Annotated in this window: 18 protein-coding genes and 1 pseudogene; 13 read left to right on the forward strand and 6 right to left on the reverse strand. The window is 39.0% G+C overall.

What is annotated here, in order from left to right:
- The first annotated feature begins 93 nt into the window (after positions 1-93).
- From MQE36_RS01290 to MQE36_RS01330, 9 genes are all read left to right on the forward strand, one after another.
- Positions 94-660, forward strand: a complete 567-nt coding sequence (locus tag MQE36_RS01290; protein WP_242937400.1) for an RNA polymerase sigma factor — start codon at positions 94-96, stop codon at positions 658-660.
- Positions 660-1,436 (forward strand): anti-sigma factor domain-containing protein, encoded by a 777-nt coding sequence (locus tag MQE36_RS01295; protein ID WP_242937401.1) that lies wholly within the window; start codon positions 660-662, stop codon positions 1,434-1,436. The genes MQE36_RS01290 and MQE36_RS01295 overlap by 1 nt, the downstream gene beginning before the upstream one ends.
- 158 nt (positions 1,437-1,594) lie before the next feature.
- The gene (locus MQE36_RS01300) at positions 1,595-1,795 is read left to right on the forward strand and encodes a membrane or secreted protein (RefSeq protein ID WP_242937402.1); all 201 of its coding nucleotides are present in this window, start codon (positions 1,595-1,597) and stop codon (positions 1,793-1,795) included.
- A gap of 21 nt (positions 1,796-1,816) precedes the next feature.
- The gene (locus tag MQE36_RS01305; RefSeq protein WP_242937403.1) at positions 1,817-2,923 is read left to right on the forward strand and encodes a glycosyltransferase; all 1,107 of its coding nucleotides are present in this window, start codon (positions 1,817-1,819) and stop codon (positions 2,921-2,923) included.
- Positions 2,914-3,477 (forward strand): RNA polymerase sigma factor, encoded by a 564-nt coding sequence (locus MQE36_RS01310; protein ID WP_242937404.1) that lies wholly within the window; start codon positions 2,914-2,916, stop codon positions 3,475-3,477. The genes MQE36_RS01305 and MQE36_RS01310 overlap by 10 nt, the downstream gene beginning before the upstream one ends.
- Positions 3,477-4,691 carry an Nramp family divalent metal transporter gene (locus MQE36_RS01315; RefSeq protein WP_242937405.1) on the forward strand — a complete coding sequence of 405 codons (1,215 nt, stop codon included), beginning with the start codon at positions 3,477-3,479 and terminating at the stop codon, positions 4,689-4,691. Before MQE36_RS01310 ends, MQE36_RS01315 begins: the two co-directional genes overlap by 1 nt.
- Positions 4,692-4,742: 51 nt before the next feature.
- Positions 4,743-5,618 carry a lipoyl synthase gene (lipA, locus tag MQE36_RS01320; RefSeq protein ID WP_242937406.1) on the forward strand — a complete coding sequence of 292 codons (876 nt, stop codon included), beginning with the start codon at positions 4,743-4,745 and terminating at the stop codon, positions 5,616-5,618.
- 146 nt (positions 5,619-5,764) lie between these two features.
- Positions 5,765-6,766, forward strand: a complete 1,002-nt coding sequence (gene gap, locus MQE36_RS01325; protein ID WP_242937407.1) for a type I glyceraldehyde-3-phosphate dehydrogenase — start codon at positions 5,765-5,767, stop codon at positions 6,764-6,766.
- Positions 6,767-6,792: 26 nt separating this feature from the next.
- Complete coding sequence (locus MQE36_RS01330; protein WP_242937408.1) at positions 6,793-8,994, forward strand: tetratricopeptide repeat-containing hybrid sensor histidine kinase/response regulator; 2,202 nt, start codon at positions 6,793-6,795, stop codon at positions 8,992-8,994.
- An 88-nt stretch (positions 8,995-9,082) separates the two neighbouring features.
- Here MQE36_RS01330 and lpxK read toward each other — a convergent pair whose 3' ends face one another.
- On the reverse strand, positions 9,083-10,087 hold the full coding sequence (gene lpxK / locus MQE36_RS01335; protein ID WP_242937409.1) for a tetraacyldisaccharide 4'-kinase: 1,005 nt from the start codon (positions 10,085-10,087) through the stop codon (positions 9,083-9,085).
- 47 nt (positions 10,088-10,134) lie between these two features.
- On the opposite strand from lpxK, the gene MQE36_RS01340 reads away from it, so the two are divergent.
- Positions 10,135-11,250, forward strand: a complete 1,116-nt coding sequence (locus tag MQE36_RS01340; protein ID WP_242937410.1) for a Nif3-like dinuclear metal center hexameric protein — start codon at positions 10,135-10,137, stop codon at positions 11,248-11,250.
- 4 nt (positions 11,251-11,254) lie between these two features.
- Positions 11,255-12,034 carry a zinc ribbon domain-containing protein gene (locus tag MQE36_RS01345; protein WP_242937411.1) on the forward strand — a complete coding sequence of 260 codons (780 nt, stop codon included), beginning with the start codon at positions 11,255-11,257 and terminating at the stop codon, positions 12,032-12,034.
- Positions 12,035-12,091: 57 nt separating this feature from the next.
- Here the strand turns inward: MQE36_RS01345 and MQE36_RS01350 are convergent, their stop codons facing one another.
- A complete protein-coding gene (locus tag MQE36_RS01350; protein WP_242937412.1) occupies positions 12,092-13,450 on the reverse strand; it encodes an FAD-dependent oxidoreductase in 1,359 nt (452 codons plus the stop codon).
- Positions 13,451-13,620: 170 nt separating this feature from the next.
- On the opposite strand from MQE36_RS01350, the gene MQE36_RS01355 reads away from it, so the two are divergent.
- On the forward strand, positions 13,621-13,884 hold the full coding sequence (locus tag MQE36_RS01355; RefSeq protein WP_242937413.1) for a hypothetical protein: 264 nt from the start codon (positions 13,621-13,623) through the stop codon (positions 13,882-13,884).
- 416 nt (positions 13,885-14,300) lie between these two features.
- Here MQE36_RS01355 and MQE36_RS01360 read toward each other — a convergent pair whose 3' ends face one another.
- Positions 14,301-15,227, reverse strand: coding sequence for a calcium/sodium antiporter (locus MQE36_RS01360; RefSeq protein WP_242937414.1), 927 nt, complete (start codon positions 15,225-15,227; stop codon positions 14,301-14,303).
- A 110-nt stretch (positions 15,228-15,337) separates the two neighbouring features.
- Between MQE36_RS01360 and MQE36_RS01365 the strand changes: the two are divergent.
- Positions 15,338-15,697 (forward strand): annotated as a pseudogene (locus tag MQE36_RS01365) (BlaI/MecI/CopY family transcriptional regulator); the annotation flags it as partial.
- Between the two features lie 934 nt (positions 15,698-16,631).
- Here MQE36_RS01365 and MQE36_RS01370 read toward each other — a convergent pair.
- Genes MQE36_RS01370 through MQE36_RS01380 form a run of 3 tightly spaced genes read right to left on the reverse strand, consistent with a single transcriptional unit; the run spans position 16,632 to position 20,593 of the window.
- Complete coding sequence (locus tag MQE36_RS01370; RefSeq protein ID WP_242937415.1) at positions 16,632-17,471, reverse strand: metallophosphoesterase; 840 nt, start codon at positions 17,469-17,471, stop codon at positions 16,632-16,634.
- Positions 17,472-17,497: 26 nt separating this feature from the next.
- A complete protein-coding gene (locus MQE36_RS01375; protein ID WP_242937416.1) occupies positions 17,498-19,090 on the reverse strand; it encodes a family 16 glycosylhydrolase in 1,593 nt (530 codons plus the stop codon).
- A gap of 3 nt (positions 19,091-19,093) precedes the next feature.
- A complete protein-coding gene (locus MQE36_RS01380; RefSeq protein WP_242937417.1) occupies positions 19,094-20,593 on the reverse strand; it encodes a RagB/SusD family nutrient uptake outer membrane protein in 1,500 nt (499 codons plus the stop codon).
- Between the last annotated feature and the right edge of the window lie 19 nt (positions 20,594-20,612).

The following is a 20,612-nucleotide window of genomic DNA, read 5'->3' on the forward strand; positions in this document are numbered from 1 at the left end:
ACAACAGCTTTAACGTGCTGTTTTTTTATCACCTTGTATATGATCAACAGAAAAATAACGTTAGGAACTGCATACAACACAAAGTAAGTTTTAATGGCCGAACGAAGTTTAATAGAAATACAGATCATTCGTTTACTGAAAGACAAGAATGAAGAAGGAATGAGTTTACTTTACGACAACTATGGAGAAACACTCTACGGGATCGCTTTTAAGGTTACTAAAAACGAAGAGCTCGCCGAAGATGTGCTCCAGGAAAGTCTCATCAAAATCTGGAAAAAAATCCATACTTATGACGAGGATAAATCGAAGCTATTTACATGGCTTTTCAGGATCACCCGCAATACTGCCATAGATAAAATCAGGAGTAGAAATTTAAAAGCGGACCAAGAAATCCAAATCGATAACTCGAACGTATATAAAGTAGGAATTGAGAGCATTACGCCCGAACATTTAGACCTGAAAGACCATTTAGACTCCATCGATGAGAAATACAAAATTGTTCTGGAAGCATTATTTTTTCAGGGAATGACGCAGCAGGAGGCAAGCGAAGAGCTCGATATTCCGCTAGGAACGATTAAATCCCGGCTGAAAATTGGCTTAAGGGAACTAAGAAAGATTTATGGCCCGTTGATATCAGTTTTATTTTATGCTATGATGTAATGAAAAAAGATGTAAAAATATTATTGGAAAGCGATTTGCTCGAAAAGTATCTTTTAGGTGATACTACAGCACTTGAGGAAACTCGTATTGAGCATTACATAGAAGCTCATCCTGAGGTTGAAGAACGATTTAATGAGTTACAGGAAGACCTGGAGTTTTATGCTAAGTCATATGCCCGTCCGATCCCCCGTAATATAAAAAGCAATGTCCTTGACCAGATAAGAAAAGAAGAAAGACAACTTTCATCCAAAAGGGGTATGCCCTGGTATTATGTTGCTGCCAGTGTTGCTGCCATAGCCTTTGCCGCAACAACAGTACTGCTTTGGAATCAAAACAGATTATTATCTACAGAAAAGAATAGCGTTGCCAGCCAAATTTCCAATCTGAAAAGTGAAATTGTGGCTACCAATTCTAAACTTCAGGATATGAAAAGCAATTATGCCGTTTTAAACAATCCGGAAACAAAAAAATATGTATTAAGCGGTAACGAAAGAGCAAGACAATTAAAAACTGTTGCATATATTAATCCCGAAGAAAAATTATCTGCTATCAATATTGTCTCATTGCCCGATCTGTCAGAAGAAAAAGAATTCCAGATGTGGGCAAATATAGATGGAGAGCTGGTTCACTTGGGAACTTTAGAAAAAGCCGACCGGAAACTCCTTTCCTTACCTTATCAGGAAGGAATACAAGGCTATAATATATATATGGTCCCTAAAGGGTTTACCGGGGAAGCTTCCGCAGAAAATATGGTCGCTAGTATTGACCTGGAATAATATGAATAAGCCTATAAATAAAAAGAGGTTGTCCGAAAGTCTGTTTTCGCCAGCCTCTTTTTTTATTCTCCGATATCAGCCCCAAATGTTTTTCTTCACTACTTTTTAATACCACATTAGGGTTAATTTTTGTAGTTTTGCAACAAAGATTAATTCTCATGAAGCTTGTACTCATTACCATTGTATTATTAGGTCTTGCATTCGCAGGAATCGCTATAAAAATATGGGCAAAAAAAGACGGTAAATTTGCCGGTACCTGCGCAAGTCAATCCCCTTTTCTCAATAAAGAGGGTGAAGCATGCGGTTATTGCGGTAAATTACCCGAAGAACAAGACTGCAAAAAAGAACAATTAAATTAACCGTAACGTTATAAGTTACATATGCCAACACTTCTACTCTACATCTTTGTAGCAGTCATTGTTATCCAGCTTTTTTATTTTTTATATTTCTTTAGACGATTTGCTTACCACAAAACATCGCCTAAACAGGAATTTTCATATCCGGTTTCAGTTATTTTTTTCATTAAAAATCAGGCCGGGTTATTAAAAAAGCACCTACCTCTCTACCTCGCTCAAGATTATCCGGATTTTGAGATCGTACTTATCAATTATGATTCATATGACGAGTCTCTGGATATCATCGAAGGGTTTGAAGCCCGGGACAAACGGATTAAAATCGTCAATGTAAAAAACAATGAGGCATTTTGGGGAAAGAAAAAATATGCCCTTACATTAGGTATCAAAGCCGCATCACACGAACATCTGATTTTTACTGAAATCGAATGTCAACCCGTTTCAGACAACTGGATCAGGGAATTATCCTCAGGATTTAGCGAGGTAAGAACCATTGTTATCGGTTACACCGCCTATGAAAAAATTAAAAAATCCTTTCTTAACGCTTTGGTCCGTTTTGAAAATCTGACAACGTTTTCTCAGAGGTTTTCATATCAGATTTGCAACATTCCCATATCAGGAAACGGAAAAAACTTAGCATATCACAAAAAGGAATTCTTCAGAAACAACGGCTTCATCGATCATATCAATATCAGAAACGGTGAGGATCAGCTTTTTATCAATCAGGCTGCTGATAAAAAAAACACATCCTTTGTATACAGCAAAGAGAGTTTTACCATATCCGAAGCTGTAAAATTATTTGACGAATGGATCGATAACAAAAAAGCTGAATATGCCCTAATTAAAAAGTATAAAACAACCCACAAGGCTTTAATCCATATATTTTACCTTTCTCAGTTATTACTCTATACGCTAATAATACCGTTGCTCATACTTAAAGTAAACACCCCGGTCGTTATTGGCCTGTTCCTGTTAAGGTGGATTGTCGCTTATGGCATTTATATCCCGATTACAAAAAAGTTCGGAGAGACATCATTACTTTGGCTATTTCCCTTGTACGAAATCTTTTTAATCTTTTTTCAATTTCTTATATTTATATCGAACATTATTTCAAAACCTAACAATTGGAGATAAATTCTGATATTATCCAGGAAAACATAAACAAAGCAAAACAAGGCGACCAAAAGGCTTTTAACTTTTTACTCGATACATTTTGGAACGACGTTTATGGCTTCTTACTGTTAAGAACTAAAAATGAAAATGATGCTGAAGATATTACGATCCGGGCATTTTCAAGAGCTTTTGACAGAATAGAATCATATGATACATCATTCAAATTCAAAACCTGGCTCATAACCATCTCAAAAAATATCCACATAGACCTGATCCGAAAACAAAAATCCCGGATCATGCACCAAACCTCTCATGAAGATGATGATGAAGTCTATAATATAGCAGATGATGCTCCGAGTGCTGAAGATATTTTAATACGGGAACAAAACCTGAACAAACTTTTACGATATATAAAAAAACTGAAACCCCATTATCAGGAAGTTATAAACCTTAGGTATTTCCAGGAGCTCTCATACGATGAAATTGCACAAACATTAGACGAACCCCTTAACAATATAAAGGTAAAACTGCTAAGGGCCCGTAAACTTCTAGCCGAAATTATTACCAACAAATAATGAGATCGTTTATTCAAAAACTCGGACCCGGTCTTTTATTTGCCGGTGCAGCAATTGGTGTTTCTCATTTGGTTCAATCTACCCGTGCCGGAGCAGATTATGGATTCTCACTGGTATGGGCATTGCTTTTGGTTCACTTGTTCAAATACCCTTTCTTTCAATACGGCCCCAGATACGCCATGGCAACAGGTGAAACATTATTGGACGGCTATAGAAAAATAGGAAAATGGGCTTTAATCACATACTTTGTAATTACACTGGCAACCATGTTTACGATACAAACAGCCGTTACTATTGTTACTGCCGGCTTGGCTGCCAATTTATTCGGTGTTACAACCAATCCTGTTACCTGGAGCATTATCATAACTTTTATTTGCCTGCTTATTTTACTGCTCGGCAAATACAGGTTTCTGGACAACCTGATGAAGATCATTGTCTGTGTACTCTCTGTCAGCACTGTTATTGCTGTCATTGTCGCTGTAAACGGGAACGGTCAGCCCATGAGTTTAAAACAGATAATACCAACCGATATTGCAGGAATTACTTTCTTAATTGCGTTTATGGGATGGATGCCTGCCCCTCTTGATGTTTCAATCTGGCAATCATTATGGGCTATCGAAAAAAGAAAAATCAATAAAGACTACGACACCAAACAATCTCTTTTCGATTTTAACATAGGATACCTCAGCACAGTATTTTTAGGATTATTTTTCATTACCCTGGGAGCTGTAGTCATGCATGGTACAGGAGATTCATTTGCTTCGGGCGCTTCCCTGTTTGCTTCCCAGCTCATTGAGCTTTACACGAAAAGCCTGGGAAACTTCAGTTACCTCATTATCGCATTGGCTGCCTTTACCACGATGTTCAGCACCACCCTTACAACACTGGATGCATCACCCCGTTCAATGGTAAAATGCAGCAGCCTGTTATTCAACAGAACACATAAAAGCTCTTATCTCTTCTGGATCGGATTACTTGTAACAGGCACATTAACAATCTTACTGTTCTTCCTTTCTGAAATGAAAACATTGGTAGAAATTGCCACAATAGTCTCATTTATCACAGCCCCTTTTTATGCCGTAATAAACTTTGCCCTGATATCATCTAAACATACACCTAAAGAATGGCATCCGTCCATTCTGCTAAAGACAGTTAGCTATTTGGGAATTATTTTCCTTTCAGGATTCAGCATTTGGTATCTAACAACCCTTTAAGAGTTTATTCTAAGTTTAGTTTGTATCTTTGCTGCACAAATTTTTCATGCTATGAGTATAAACACAGTTGAAAGTGTAGCACCACCAAAAGGGAAACCAAAATGGTTACGTGTTAAGCTTCCTACAGGAAAAAAATACACAGAACTACGAGGTCTTGTTGATAAATATAACCTGCATACTATTTGTACCTCAGGCAGCTGTCCTAACATGGGAGAATGCTGGGGGGAAGGCACCGCCACCTTTATGATCCTGGGCAATATCTGTACCCGGTCTTGCGGATTTTGCGGAGTTAAAACAGGGAGACCTGATACTGTAGACTGGGCTGAGCCGGAAAAAGTGGCCCGTTCCATCAAACTTATGAATATTAAGCATGCAGTCATTACTTCGGTAGACAGAGATGATTTAAAAGATATGGGATCTATTATCTGGGCTGAAACGGTAAAAGCCATCCGAAGGATGAATCCGAATACTACATTAGAAACCTTAATTCCCGATTTTCAAGGTATCGAAAAGCATTTAGACCGCATTGTTGAAGTTGCTCCGGAAGTGGTTTCCCACAATATGGAAACTGTTCGCAGATTAACGCGGGAGGTTAGAATTCAGGCAAAATACGACCGAAGTCTTCAGGCATTGAAATACCTCAAAGCCCGGGGGATCAACAGAACCAAGTCAGGGATTATGCTTGGTTTGGGTGAAGAAGAAAATGAAGTCATACAAACATTACACGACTTAAGAGAAGCCAATGTCGATGTCGTTACCATCGGACAGTATTTACAGCCTTCAAAAAAACATTTGCCTGTAAAACAGTTCATCACGCCGGATCAGTTTAAGAAATATGAAGAAATAGGTCTCGATCTAGGTTTCCGTCATGTAGAAAGTGGCGCATTGGTACGCTCATCATACAAGGCTCATAAACATATAGAATAACAAACCGGTTCGAAGCCGATTATCGGGGCATGAAGCAGAAACAATAGAAAACATCCCGAAGTAAGCATCGAAATACTTAAATCGATTGCCGAATAAAACCTTTTATTATTTTTATCCCGCCAATGCGGGATTTTTTAATTACAGCTATGAAAAACATCAATATAGCCATTAACGGTTTCGGAAGAATAGGCAGAACGCTTTTCAGGCTTCTGGTCAATCATCCTCACATAAACGTTGTAGCCATCAACGATCTGGCCGACAGCAGGACGTTAAGCCATTTAACAAAATACGACAGTGTTCATGGGGTCTTAAACAAAGACGTTAATTACAATGAAAAAGGGATTATCGTAGACGGTCACTTATACCCCCTAACTCAACACAGCGCTATAGAAGACATCGACTGGACTCCGTTTGATGTTGATATCGTGGTAGAAAGCTCCGGTAAGTTTAAACACCGGCACCAACTAACCCACCATGTCAACAATGGAGCCGGAAAGGTTATCCTGTCCGTCCCCCCGGTTGAAGACGACATTAAAATGGTTGTCATGGGAGTGAACGAACATATCTTAGACGGCTCAGAAAGTATCATTTCAAACGCTTCCTGCACCACAAACAATGCAGCTCCCATGATTCAAACAATCAAAAATCTTTGTGGTATTGAACAAGCATACATCACTACGGTTCACTCATACACCACAGACCAGAGTTTGCACGACCAGCCCCACAGGGACCTGCGCCGGGCAAGAGGAGCTAACCAATCAATCGTTCCGACCACAACCGGGGCTGCCAAAGCGCTTACCAGAATTTTTCCCGAAATAAGCGATTCGATCGGAGGCTGTGGGATTCGGGTTCCGGTACCAGACGGATCTCTTACCGACATTACTTTTAATGTAAAGAAAGATGTTACCATTGAAGAAATCAACAATGCTTTTAAAGAAGCCTCCCATAACCACCTCAAAGGGATATTGAGCTATACCGAAGATCCGATTGTATCCATAGACGTTATAGGCAATGCACATTCATGTATCTTCGATGCACAAATGACCTCAGTAATCGGGAAAATGGTAAAAATAATCGGTTGGTACGATAATGAATTCGGATACAGTAACAGAATCGTTGATTTAATCAATTACATAAATAAGAATTAATTATATTTACAAATCAAACCTTACTAATGAAGCTACTTTTGCAATACATAACTGCATTAATGTTGTTCCCGTGCCTAGGGTTCGCATATGCAGGTAATGCAGCTTCCGACAGTTTGAATTCATTAGAACAAAGGTTTTTTGAGTACAAGAACAAAGGCGACTTTAACAAGGCCTCTCTATCGTTGGCAAGTGCATACGAAATAGCAACTGCCAATGAGGATTCCGAGTCTATAATTGACATTTGCAACCTCTATACAGAACTTTTCCTGGATTACGACCAGTTTGAAAAAGCCGGTGTATATATTGAAACTGCCAAACGTGCCCTGAACTTATACGACTATAAAAGGGGTGAAGCTGTCTCCAAAAGCTTTGAAGCTATCTATCTTGCTAAAAACGGAGAGAAAGACGAAGCCGTCGACCTGCTTAAAGAAGCAAAAAAAATAGTTCCGAAAAGAGATCTGTCGACGAACAATCAGGTTTTGTTCAATGAGGCCATTATGTATATGTACCTGGAAAACTTTAACAGAGCCAAACGGATCTTCCAAAGACTTTTGCCATTTCAGGGGGACTACGAAGAAGAATATCTCACAGCTAAAGCCTTACTATACCTGGCCACCATTGACCTCGATAAAAACTACCTGGAAAGTACGGAGCTTCATTTAACCCGGTTACTGACCATTGTCAACGACAACGGGTTTATGAAATTAAAACTGGAGGCCAGCAAATTGGCTTCTGCCCTTTTTGAAAAAGAAAGAAAATACGAATTGGCCCTAGAATACCTGAAGCAGGCCGAGGCAATTAACAAAACATATTTTTCAAACGACATTCTAAATTCACAGAGAGAAGCCGCCAATAACAGCCAGCTGGATTTCTTGACCAGGTTAAACGACCAGTTGAAAAAAGATGCTGTGAAACAAGAGCAAACGGTTAATATTTCGAAGCTCACCTCTGTTTTAAGTTCAGCCTTGCTCATTATCATCTCCCTGCTTACCATTTCACTATACAGAAATAACCAGATAAAATTCAAAACCAACGATCTTCTCCTAAAGAAAAATCTGGAGCTTCAGGTAGCCAAAGATTCTGCAGAAAGAGCTATGCAAGCAAAAGCTCAATTTCTTTCTACCGTAAGCCATGAACTACGAACACCTTTATATGCTGTTACCGGACTCACACACCTTTTACTGGAAGAAGACCCTAAAGACAGTCAGAAAGACCACCTAAAGTCTCTGAAATACTCCGGAGAGTACCTGTTGAACTTTATCAATGATATTCTTCAAATAAACAAAATTGAAGCCAATAAGCTCGCATTGGACAAATATCCTTTCGACGTCAGGCAAATCCTTTCTAAAGTTGTAGACTCCCTTCAACAGCCTGCAAAAGAAAAAGAAAATAATATTGTTTTAAATCTAGATAAAAACATTCCTGAGATGCTTATCGGAGACCCTCTGAAACTCTCTCAAATCTTCATTAATTTAGTAGGGAATGCTTTGAAATTTACTGAAAAAGGAAGTGTTACATTATCAGCCAAAACCGCAAAATCCACCGATACCGACGTTACAATTCATTTTGAAGTAAAAGATGAAGGGATTGGGATTTCAGAAGAAATGCAGAAAAACATTTTCGATAGTTTCTCTCAAGGTTCAGAGCAAATAAACAGGAAATACGGAGGTACCGGACTGGGCCTTACCATTGTAAAAAGCCTCTTAACCCTATATGATAGTCAGATTAGTGTAGACAGCGAGCTCGGAAAGGGAAGCACCTTTTTCTTCGACATTACATTTGAACTCCCTGATGACGAAATAAAAGAATTGATCACCGCTCCTTCTAAAGTCCAGGAGGAACTCTATGCCAACCTGAATATTTTAGTCGTGGAAGACAACAAGATAAATCAGGTCATCACACAAAAAATGCTATCTAAAAAAGGAATAAAGTGTGATATTGCCAGCGACGGATATCAAGCAATTGAAAAAGCAAAAAAAGGTAAATTCGACGCTATCCTTATGGATATCCATATGCCGGGAATCAGCGGACTAAAAGCAACTCAGGAAATCAGAAAATTCAATCAGACGATACCAATTATAGCTCTAACAGCTATCTCTCTTGATGAAAGCAAAGATGATTTTTACGAAGCCGGTTGTAATGATGTTATAACAAAGCCATTTAAACCCGAAGTCTTCTATAAAAAAATAGCTCACAACGTAGTAAGAAACATAAAAGTCAACCTATAGTTGGCATAGTATTTGATATTAACCATGATGAGTTGTTCTCATAGAATAATTTAAATTGGTTAGCTAGAAAAAAAGCGTAACATGCATGTTACGCTTTTTTCATGTATCCGATAACCTGGTTATCAAAATTTTTCCTTTCACCAAACAAAATCTCGTTGTTTATAGGAAGATAATACACATCATCAACCTTATACTTAAGGCGCATATAATCTTTCTCAGTGGTTAAAACAATCCCCTTACTTCGTAAGATCCCCACCTGTTGACTTGAAAAATCATGATGATCCGGATAATCCAAATGCTCAAACTGCAAGCCTTTGCTTTTAAGAAAATTTACAAGCGGATCAGGTTTGGCAATTCCTGTAACCAGCGTAAAATGCCTCCCTCTTAAATAACTCAATGGCTGAACCTCTTCAGAAGAAATAATTTCCCCTCCATAGGAAATCTTACTAAAATAAACCTCTTGGTGTTTTCGGGGTTTTATACGCTTTAGCAGGTTATTCTTTTGGATCAGATCCATCGCTTCCGGGCATTTCGTTACTACAATAACATCTGCATATTTGGCCCTGCTTTTAATATCTCTAAGATTACCGGCCGGCAATAATAAGTCATCAACATATAAATCGCTGTATGAGGTAAGCAATATATTAAACCCGGCCTTGACTTTACGGTGCTGATATGCATCGTCTAAAACAACAACTCCGGGTCGCAGACTGTCTCTCAATATTTCAATACCATGTTGCCTATCGGCATCTACCGCTACATATATATCTTTAAACTTGTTATGGTACTGCATCGGCTCATCGCCTAACGTTTCAACGGTAGAAGATTGATCAGCCAAAACAAATCCATGCGATTTCCTCTTATAGCCCCTGCTTAAAATAGCAACTTTAAAGTCGTTCTTAAGCAGATGGATCAGATATTCCGTCATCGGGGTTTTTCCTGTACCTCCTACACTCAGGTTCCCAACACAAATAACCGGAAAGTCATACGACTTTGTCTTTATAATCCCTTTGTCGTATAATAAGTGCCTCAACCGTATCACTGATCCGTATAAGCATGAAAAAGGTAAAAGTATTTTTCTAAACTGACGCATAAAGGCGAAAGTATAATATTTTATCTTTGAAAAAAAATGGAATTCACATGATTATCCAAGACGTTATAAATAGTATTGAAAACCATGCTCCCCTAACCTATGCAGAAGACTTTGACAATGTCGGATTACTTGTAGGGAATCCTAACGACGAGTTAAGAGGTATCCTGGTCACCCTCGATACGCTCGAAATGGTTGTCGATGAAGCTGTCGACAAAGACTGCAACCTGATCATAAGCTTTCACCCGATCATCTTTAGCGGTCTGAAAAAATTAAACGGCACCAATTATGTGGAGCGAACGGTACTCAAGGCCATTAAGAACAATATCGCAATATATGCCATTCACACAGCCCTGGACAATCATTTTAAAGGGGTAAATGATAAAATCTGTGTGCGTTTGGGACTCAAGAACAAAAAAATATTGATCCCCAAAAAAAACACCATTAAAAAACTGATCACTTTTGTTCCGAATGCGAATGCCAAACAACTCAGAGAAGCCTTATTTAATGCAGGCGCCGGCAATATCGGCAATTATGACCATTGTAGTTTTAATATAGAAGGTACCGGAACATTTAAAGGGAACGAAGACTCCAGTCCGGTTATCGGAGAAAAAGGGAACACTCATTACGAGGCTGAAACCCAGATCGGGATTACATACCCTAAACACATAGAAGCAAAAATTCTGAAAACATTGTTCAGAGTACACCCATATGAAGAAGTAGCTTACGAAATAAGTACCCTGGAAAATACAAACCAACACATTGGTATCGGTATGGTCGGCGAACTTGAAGAAGCCATGGATGAAATTTCATTTTTAAAATTCCTCAAAAAGGAAATGAATACAGAATGTATCAGACACTCGGGTTTGCTGGGGAAAGGAATAAAAAAAGTAGCCGTATTGGGAGGTAGCGGGGCCTTTGGCATTAGTGCTGCAAAAAAATCAGGATCAGACATATACATTACAGCCGATATTAAATACCATGAATTTTTTAAAGCAGAAAACAAAATAATTATTGCCGATATAGGTCATTACGAAACCGAACAATACACAAAAAATCTTTTATTTGAGTATCTTACAGAAAAAATCCCTAATTTTGCACCTGCCTTACCCGTGGGTAAGATCATAATATCAGAGTGCAATACGAATCCTGTCAAGTATTTTTAAACATATGGCAACCAAAAAAGAAGTAACAGTAGAAGAAAAATTACGCACGCTATTCGATCTGCAATTAGTTGATTCAAGAATAGATGAAATCAGAAATGTACGCGGTGAACTTCCACTAGAGGTAGAAGATCTTGAAGATGAAGTAGAAGGGTTAAAAACCCGAATCGAGAAGTTAAATACAGAGCTTGAAAACCTCAACACTGAGATCAGCAATAAGAAAAACCTGATTGAAGAAGCCAAAAGCTTAATTAAAAAGTATACTGAACAACAAAAGAATGTTCGTAACAACAGAGAATACAACTCTTTATCTAAGGAAATAGAATTCCAGGATCTTGAAATTCAATTAGCTGAAAAGCACATTAAAGAATTCAAGGCTCAAATCGAACAGAAAAAAGAGGTTATCAAACAAACCAAAGAGCGTCTCAGTGAACGCGAAAACCACCTGAAACACAAAAAAGGTGAATTAGACGATATCCTGGCAGAAACGGAAAAGGAAGAAGAAGCTCTTATCAGGAAAAGTGAAGAATTCGAAGGACTTATAGAAGATCGTCTTTTAAATGCCTACAAACGCATCAGAAGTAGTGTTAAGAATGGCTTAGCTGTTGTTTCTATTGAAAGAGGTGCTTCTGCGGGTTCTTTCTTTACGATCCCTCCACAGGTTCAGATGGAAATTGCTTCTCGTAAAAAAATCATCACGGATGAGCACAGTGGAAGAATTCTTGTCGATCCGGCATTAGCTGAAGAAGAAAAAGCTAAAATGGAAAACATATTTGCTTCTATATAAGCACAAAAATATAAGTTTCAACAAAAGCCACTTTCTTATAGAAGTGGCTTTTGTTTTTTATACCAGGTGCTCTTTTTCTTTGAGCCTGTTTAGGATAAAACTTTCTATCCGCTCACTGTTCCAGTCTTTCTCTACGTTCTTCAACTGCATGACCTCATCCATTATCTCCCTTTGAAAGTCTCCAAATTCCAGGGCCTCAGAATATGACCTGTCTGAAAATGTTACCCGGGTATACAATGGCACCCATAAATCCGGATGCTTATCATAAAACCACGACTCAATTTTCTTTCTCAGGATAAAATTCTCATCAGCTGTCTTGTTGCTCATCTCCAGAAAATTTCTGTAACTCAAAGTCGCTATAGCGTCTGTATTAGGCTTTCTGGAACTTTGATACGATTCAAATACTGCTTTCCAATCATCATTATGAAGATTCATCAAATCGTTTAGTACTGTTATATCCTCAAAACCGGCATTCATTCCCTGTCCGTAAAACGGAACTATTGCATGTGCGGCATCCCCAATAAGAGCTACTTTATCTCCATAAGTCCACGGATAACACTTTGTGGTTACCAGAAAACTGGTCGGGTTTTTAAAGAAATCTTCTACCAGATTGGGGATTACATCCATCACTTCCGGAAAATATGATTTAAAAAAACGTTCTACTTTCTGTTCAGTATCTAAAACTTCAAAAGACTCTTTCCCTCTGAACGGCAGGAACAAAGTACAGGTAAAGCTCCCATCAAGATTAGGAAGCGCTATAAACATGAATTTCCCTCTTGGCCATATATGCAATGAATGCTTGTTAAGCTTATGGGCTCCATCGGGATCAGACGGAATTGTAAGCTCCTTATACCCCACTTCCAAAAAATGCTGGCTATAATTAAACATACTCTGACGTTGCATCTTATGCCGGACCCGTGAAAAAGCTCCATCAGCGCCAAATACCAGGTCGTATTTATGAGGTTCCCATTCTCCCTTTTCCGAATCCCCTGTATGAACAGTAGCATCAGAAAGCGAAACATCCCATACCTTACTGTTAAAAATAAAACGGGCCCCGGCTTCTTCCGCCAGATCGATCATCCTTCTGTTCAAAACCCCGCGAGAAATGGAATAGATAGCCTCTCCTTCCTTACCGTAATATTGATAGTACACAGGCTTGTCCGGAGTATGAATAGCCCTTTTGTCCATCGGTATAGCTATTTTCCTGATCTCCTCATCAATCCCAACCACCTCCAGGGCTCTCCATCCCCTGGTAGACATCGCTAAATTGATCGAACGTCCGGAAAACTCTACATTCCTAATATCAGGCCTTCTATCATATACATCAACTACATGGCCTCTATTTCTTAAATAAATTGCTAAAAGGCTTCCTACTAAACCACTCCCTACTATGGCAATCTTTTTGGGTGTCTGCATCTTTAGGTTTTATATAAAAAGTCTCGCTATGAACCAGGTCAGAACGAGCACTCCACAAAGGTAGCGATTTATAATTTATTGATATCTCAAGCCTGCACCAGATCACAAACAGCCATCAAAAATAAACAGTTTGCAAAAAATTTCTTATTTTATAAAGAAACATATTCGTCATGAGCACAGAGAAACTAAACAGAATGAGAAAAATCATTTCAAAACTGGAAGACATTAAAAACACCCAGGAGAGTAGTATCGATAAGATCAATCATGTTATAACCGACCTTTTTCAGCATCCGGATCCCAAGCTTGAAAAAGCCATGGAAGATGCACATCAAAGAGCTTCAGATAATGTAGATATCGTTCGGGAGGCCATAGGAGAGTACCAGGAAAGAATAAATGAACTGGATAAAAAGCTAAATCCACCCGCCCCTCAATAAAAATCAAGGAACCCGGAAACAACCCGAATGTATTACAATTGACCCCAATGGATTTCCCTCCGGGACATCGCCTAAACCCAACTAGACACCATGCAGGCAAACCTGTATTGGGGTCAATTCAATTAAGTCGACAAATATCGCTTCCGTCGATCTGTCGACTTATTTAGGCTCGCTTCTTCTTTAATAAAACTTTAACACTACTACCCTGATCCGACCCCCTAAAACTTATCGTATATAAAATGTAACAGTAGTTAAAATTACCGCTTTTTTAAGCGTTCATATATAACCCTCTCCAAAACCCTTTGGGTTTTCCAAAGGGTTTTAAACAAAACTAGCTGGTAATTTTATATTCATAAAGTAGGTTTAGGTTTGAGAGCCCTCTTTAATTATTATTAAAGGGGGCTTTCTGTTCTCATTCAGATTGTAAGGTAAATAAACACCCCATATCCCGATAATAAAATCAACCCGTCTCGCCAGCCCAATCGCAATCCTTTTGGAAAAAACACCAATGGCAAAACCACAAATGCAAACCCCAACATCCAGTACAGGTCTACGGAAAATGCCTTATCTACAGAAATAGGATGTACCATTGAAGTAATCCCCAGAACAGCCAGGATATTAAATACGTTCGATCCTATTAAATTCCCTAACGAAATGGCCTTTTCTCTTTTCATTACAGCTATTACCGATGCTGCCAATTCCGGTATACTGGTTCCTATTGAAACCACCGTAACAGCTATAACCCGCTTACTCACACCATAAGACTCAGCCATGCCGACTGCACCCCGAATGAGGGATTCTGACCCTCCCCATAGAGCTACTCCCCCGATCACCAGGAATAAAATAATTTTATATAATGTCAGCGGCTCGTCATCTTCCGCATAGTCATCAACCACTGCTAGTTTCTGAAACTTTAACAGATACACCAGAAATGCTATTAAAAAAGCAAACATCATAAAACCTTCTCCCCTGCTTAATACATCGTCGTAGAAAACGAAAAAATACAACAGTACCGAAGCTATCATCATCACCGGCCAGTCCGTTTTATAAAAACTCCGCTCCACATCAATATGCGTCAGTAATACTGTGATCCCGAGTACCAGTCCCAAATTAGCAATGTTAGACCCTACCACATTCCCCATCGCTATATCCGGAAAACCATCCAATGCTGCATTAACACTAACAATAAGCTCAGGAGCTGATGTCGCAAATGAAACCACGGTCATCCCTATAACAATTTTTGGAATCTCCAGTTTTACCGAGAGGGCTACTGCCGCCTTTAACAACCAATTTCCTCCTAAAATCAACAGAATTAAACCAACAATAATTAATAGCAGATCCATACAAATTAAAATTTACGCGAAGATAATTAAGTTTTACCGTAAACAGACCATCCTACAACAACTATGATTTTAGTAGCAAGTTTGTTGTATACGGTTCTAAAAACATAGAGATGCTAAAACTGACAAACAAAGAAGAACAAGTAATGAAGATGCTCTGGAAACTGGAAAAAGCATTTGTAAAAGAAATCCTAGCAGAGTTTGACGAAAAAGACAAACCTCATTATAATACACTTTCGACAATTATAAGAAACCTCGAAGAAAAAGAATATGTCGGGCACAATGCATTTGGGAATACGCATCAATACTATCCCATTATTAAAAAAGAAGAGTACCGAAATAAATTCTTAACCAAAGCCGTAAATGATTATTTCAATAACTCATACAAAGGACTCGTATCTTTCTTCGCCAATGAAAAAAAGATACGTATTGATGAGTTAAAAGGAATCATTAATGAAATAGAAAGCAAACAACAGCAATGGCCGACTGCTATACATACCTTACCAAAATTCTTTATTAATCGCCGTATTTTATCTGTTATACAAAACACGAAGCCCCTTTCATTAATTGTCGTGGACGGGAAGATGCAAACCGATGACGACCATAAAAACACTTCCCCAGATGAAATTAAATCCAGTCGGGTCCAAAAAGGCAAAATTGCAACTGGTAAACACGGAAGTAACAATAACAGTATTATTGATATTTACACAAAAAAGGGGGCAAAAACAACCCTAAAAACAAGCCAACAAAATCCCTCATCTACAGAGGAAAACTACACTTCTCCCAAAACTACAACACAAGGTTTTAACAGGAATCACCTATCTAAAGATGCTGTTGTAAACGGAAAACAAATGAAGCCTGTTGTGAGGCAACCAACCGACTCAATTAAGAACAATAATCCGGGCTCAAATCCATGAAAGATAAGTATGGGCACACCTAAGAATGCTTCCCTTATCGGTAAACCCTTGGATATGCAAAATTTTATTATCAATAAAAATAGTTCAGATATGATGATAGAGGCTTATTTAAAAAATTAGAAAAAAACAACCTTAAATATGAGGTCTCAGATATAAAAAGAAACAAAAACAATCATATTATCGCTATCACCATATCACTTTCTACACCCTCAGAACACTATAAAGGCAGCGTTACATGGGAGGCTAAGGGTAATCCTAACGGAATACCAAATATTCTTATTGGGAAAATAGATGGAGAGGCTGTTATAAAAGAATTCAGATAGTGGTTCTAACCATCAAAAAGAAGTCTTCTTTTGCACGAATGCAGCAGAAGACTTCTACCAACCAAATTAATGTTAAAAAACACTCTTCTCCTAAAAGAGTCTGATTTCTTTAAAAATTAAGGATCCTGGATCTGAGCCTTCCATATCCTTTAATCATTATTTTATTATTATATAGGGGTTATGATTCCGAAAGCATTCTGTCGGGGAGTTTCAACCATCCCTTCCAAGGTGATAACAGGAATAGCACCATAATAAGCAAAATCACCTTCGTGATGATGTCCCGAAATGATGGCACGCACACGGGGATGTTGCTGTATTAGGGTTAATATTTCCCGGTTATTAAGAGCCTCCAATCCATTTTCGGGATATAAAGGATGATGAGAAAAGACAAGGATATTCTTTTCTTCTTGCTCAGCATTTATAAGCTGTTTCTCCAGCCAGTGCAATTGTTGCACACTGATTCCGCCATTCCAGGGATAAATATTCTTTCTGCCTGAAGCCGATAATTTCTCCTTGGTACTTTCCCATTCTTTATAAATACTACTTCCTGTCTCAACGCCATATCCTGAGAGTTCGTTGGTGTTAAGGACAATGAATACCCATCCTTCTTTCTCAAAAGAATAATAGGAGGCAGGCATTTCAAATTGTTTATACAGGTTTTGTATATCGGCAGCCCCTACATAATCGTGATTTCCCAGAATATTATGTACCGGCGACTTCAAACGATGCAAGCGGTCTATAACCGGTTGCAGGTCTCTTGTACCCTGGTCTACAAGATCGCCATAAACCACATTAAAATCCGGTACTGTTTTATTCAACGAATCTACACAAGCATCCAGCTTTTGAAGGGAGTTCCTGTAAAACCTTGTGCCGTGGTCGTCTTTATCTGCGTATTGTATATCTGCAATAACCCCGAATTTAAGTACAGCGTCCTTGTTCTGTGCCCATAGATCAGGAGATATGTAAAACAGTATAGGGATCAGGAATTTAATGGCGTTATATTTCATTTTGATGCTGTTTCGGACTGGGTGTATTATTCTTTTTTTACGTTAATATCATCAAGGTAAAGATCGTTCGTTCCTTTGTTGACAATTAATAAGCGGATTGTTTTCATGTTATCATCAAACTCTTTTCCAGTTTTAAAGGATACGCTTTTTTTGGTATACTTATTTTTTCCCTTACTGTTTACAGAGATAATTTGTTCCGATTCTCCCGATACTTGTGTTACATTATAAACAGAAACCTCTGCATCGGTAATTCCTTTTTGCCAGTATTCCAGTTTGTACGTTGTACTGTTATTAAGATATACGTATTGTTCTATATTTTCTCCCGGCTTCAGCAATACGGCATGTCTTCCGTTTTTTTGATCTCCTTCTGTCAATGATCCGGTGCCTTCCCACGGAATAAGGCTGCCACTATCTTCAAATCCCGGATTGGGAAGTTCGTTCCCGTCTTTTAGCGGCCATTGATAGCCCCGGATATAATCGACCTCCATGTTAACGGTTCCTCCGCCGCCATAACTTCCCAACAGCACATTCATAAAATGATTGGGGGAATATACCTGATGTTTGTCTGTATATTCCTTGATGAGGTCTCCGTTTATATAATGTTTAACAGCGGTTGGAGTCCAGAGGATACCGTGTGTAACCCATTGGTCTACATGCGTGTATCCTTTTGCGATATGTGTTGCAAGGTTGTGTTGAAACTCTCCTTTATTATTTACGTGGCCGTGTAACACGAACTGGGCATTCAGATATTCAAAAATATCTATTTCAAAAACCTGGCCTTTAGGTCTGATTCCTGTAACTCCGTTCAAGGTAGTCCCTTGTTCCAAATAATACCGGAGATCCGGCCCTGGTGAATCGAACCAGAAGGCAGTGTTAAGTCCTCGTGGTTTTCCGGTACTCGACCGCTTTACTTTTACTTCAAAATAACCTCCGCGGCTGTTATCTAAAAGATTTTCATTTGTTCTCCAGTTGTAAGTTTGTATCGAGGAGATTTTCTTGCCGCTTTTTTTATCATAAACCTTTACCGGAAGGGAGTCGTTTACAAAAAGATCGATGGTTTTGCCATTAAGGGTATAAGCTGCTATCGGGAGATTGTCGTTACGCATGTCTTCTTCAAATTCTCCGCGTAAATGATCAATTGTAGAATAATAGGAGATAAACCATTTATTCCTGTTGAGCAACTGGTCGTTAAATTCATCGTGCCAGAACAACTGCATCCCTTTAGGTACTGCTTTCGAACTGGGGTTAATATTCAGTTCGTGCAGTTCTTTTTTATCGAGGATCCAATCTTTCTGTGTAAGGACTTTGCCTTTGGCAGCGGTAACAAGATTTTCTGAATGGTATCCGTCAACCCATACCGTATAGGTGGTTTCCGGTACTATTTCTTGTATATAATAGCGTTCTATATCAGGTTTTACAATAACATTCGGAAGATCCGGCTTTTGTCCGGTTTCGGACCAGGACAAGCGGTATTCGGAAATTTCGTTTTGCTGATTTGGTAAATCAATCCTTATCCAGCTTCTGGTTCCCAATAACTCCAATGACGTTTTTAAAGGGGCCTGTGCGTAGGCCCCTCTGTACATTGTAACTATTAAAAGTATCGACAGTAATTTTTTCATTGATTAATTATATCCAGGATTTTGTTGTATAACCCCATCACTTTGATTAACAGCTGCTCTTGGCAGTGGGTACAATGCGCTATATGGTTCTGCATTTGCTCTTTGGGTGTACATATTCCACCTTATTAAATCGTCTCTTCTCCATCCTTCCGCCCAAAGTTCAAAAAGGCGTTCATCCTGAACTTTTGACAAGAATTCTTCTTTCGACAAACCATCGGGGACAGATGAAAGGCCGGCACGTTCCCTTACGTCATTAATGGCATCATACGCTTCTGTGTTTGGCCCTCCGTTGGCTTCATTTATGCTTTCGGCTAACATCAGGAGTACATCGGCATACCTGTAAATAGGAAAATCTACGGCACTTTTCTGAGCATTGGCTCCCGAAGGGTCAGGGCCAAATTTCACGGGGATAGCTCCTATAAGCCCTGCTTCCCTCGCATTTTTGTAGATAACATTACCTCCTTCATCTTTTCCTACCGGATAGTCTTCAAGTAAAACATTTAACCTTTTATCTTGCGGGTCAAATTTATCGTAAGCATCCCATGCCATTTTATAACCACCCCAGGCCGTCAGGCTTATTCCCGACGGATCTTTATAATCTCCGGGTAATGCATGCGCTAACCACATATTGGTATACTGATCTCCCCCGGTGGCTGTACAAACTACGGCAAGTATAATTTCGGAAGAAGCTCCTCCTTTGTTGTTGATATTAAAAAGGTCTTCATATACAGGTTGAAGTGAATACCCTTGCCCTTTAATTTGTTGTCCTGTAGAAACCGCTTTGGCCCATTGTTTTTCATGCATATACAACTTCATCAATCCGGTTAAGGCAGCAGCTTTTGAAAACCGGCCGTAATCGTTCCCCGAGAACCTGTCTGGTAGTACATCAGCAGCATCGATCCAATCCTTTTCAATCTGGGCAACCATTTCCGCGGCACTGGGACGAGGTGTAGGAGGATAATTTGGATCGGCAGCAATTTCGGCATCGGTAATTATTGTTAACGGGCCATAGGCAAAATACAACAGTTGGGCATAGTGGGCCCTTAAAGCTTTCAGTTCTGCTATAAATCGTTCTTTTAAACCTGCATCTATATCTACGTTCTCGATATCATTTAATACAATGGCAATACGAGAGATATATGGCAGGTAGCGCGAATAGTTATGGGTTACCCAATCAAAATCGGGAGAAAAATTTAAGGTGTGCATTCTACTCCAGTTACCGCCCCATGAACAAAGTCCTTCATCGGTAGTCATCATAGATTGTACTCTCCACGAGTATGTACCTGCATCCCAACCCCCTTGCCAGTCGGAACCTCCGGCAAGGCCTGTATAGGCACTACTCACGGCAGCTTCCACACCTTCAGGAGTTTGTACTATCGAATTTAAATCGCCATAACTAACGTATTCCAGGTCTTTTTCACAGCTTACGAGCATCAGGATACCAATGTTCATGCAAATAACAGATATCCATTTATATAATGTATTATTTCTTTTGATTTTCATATCTATATCTTTAAATAGT

Origin of the sequence: Zhouia spongiae, from assembly GCF_022760175.1 — a bacterium.
Taxonomy (GTDB): domain Bacteria; phylum Bacteroidota; class Bacteroidia; order Flavobacteriales; family Flavobacteriaceae; genus Zhouia; species Zhouia spongiae.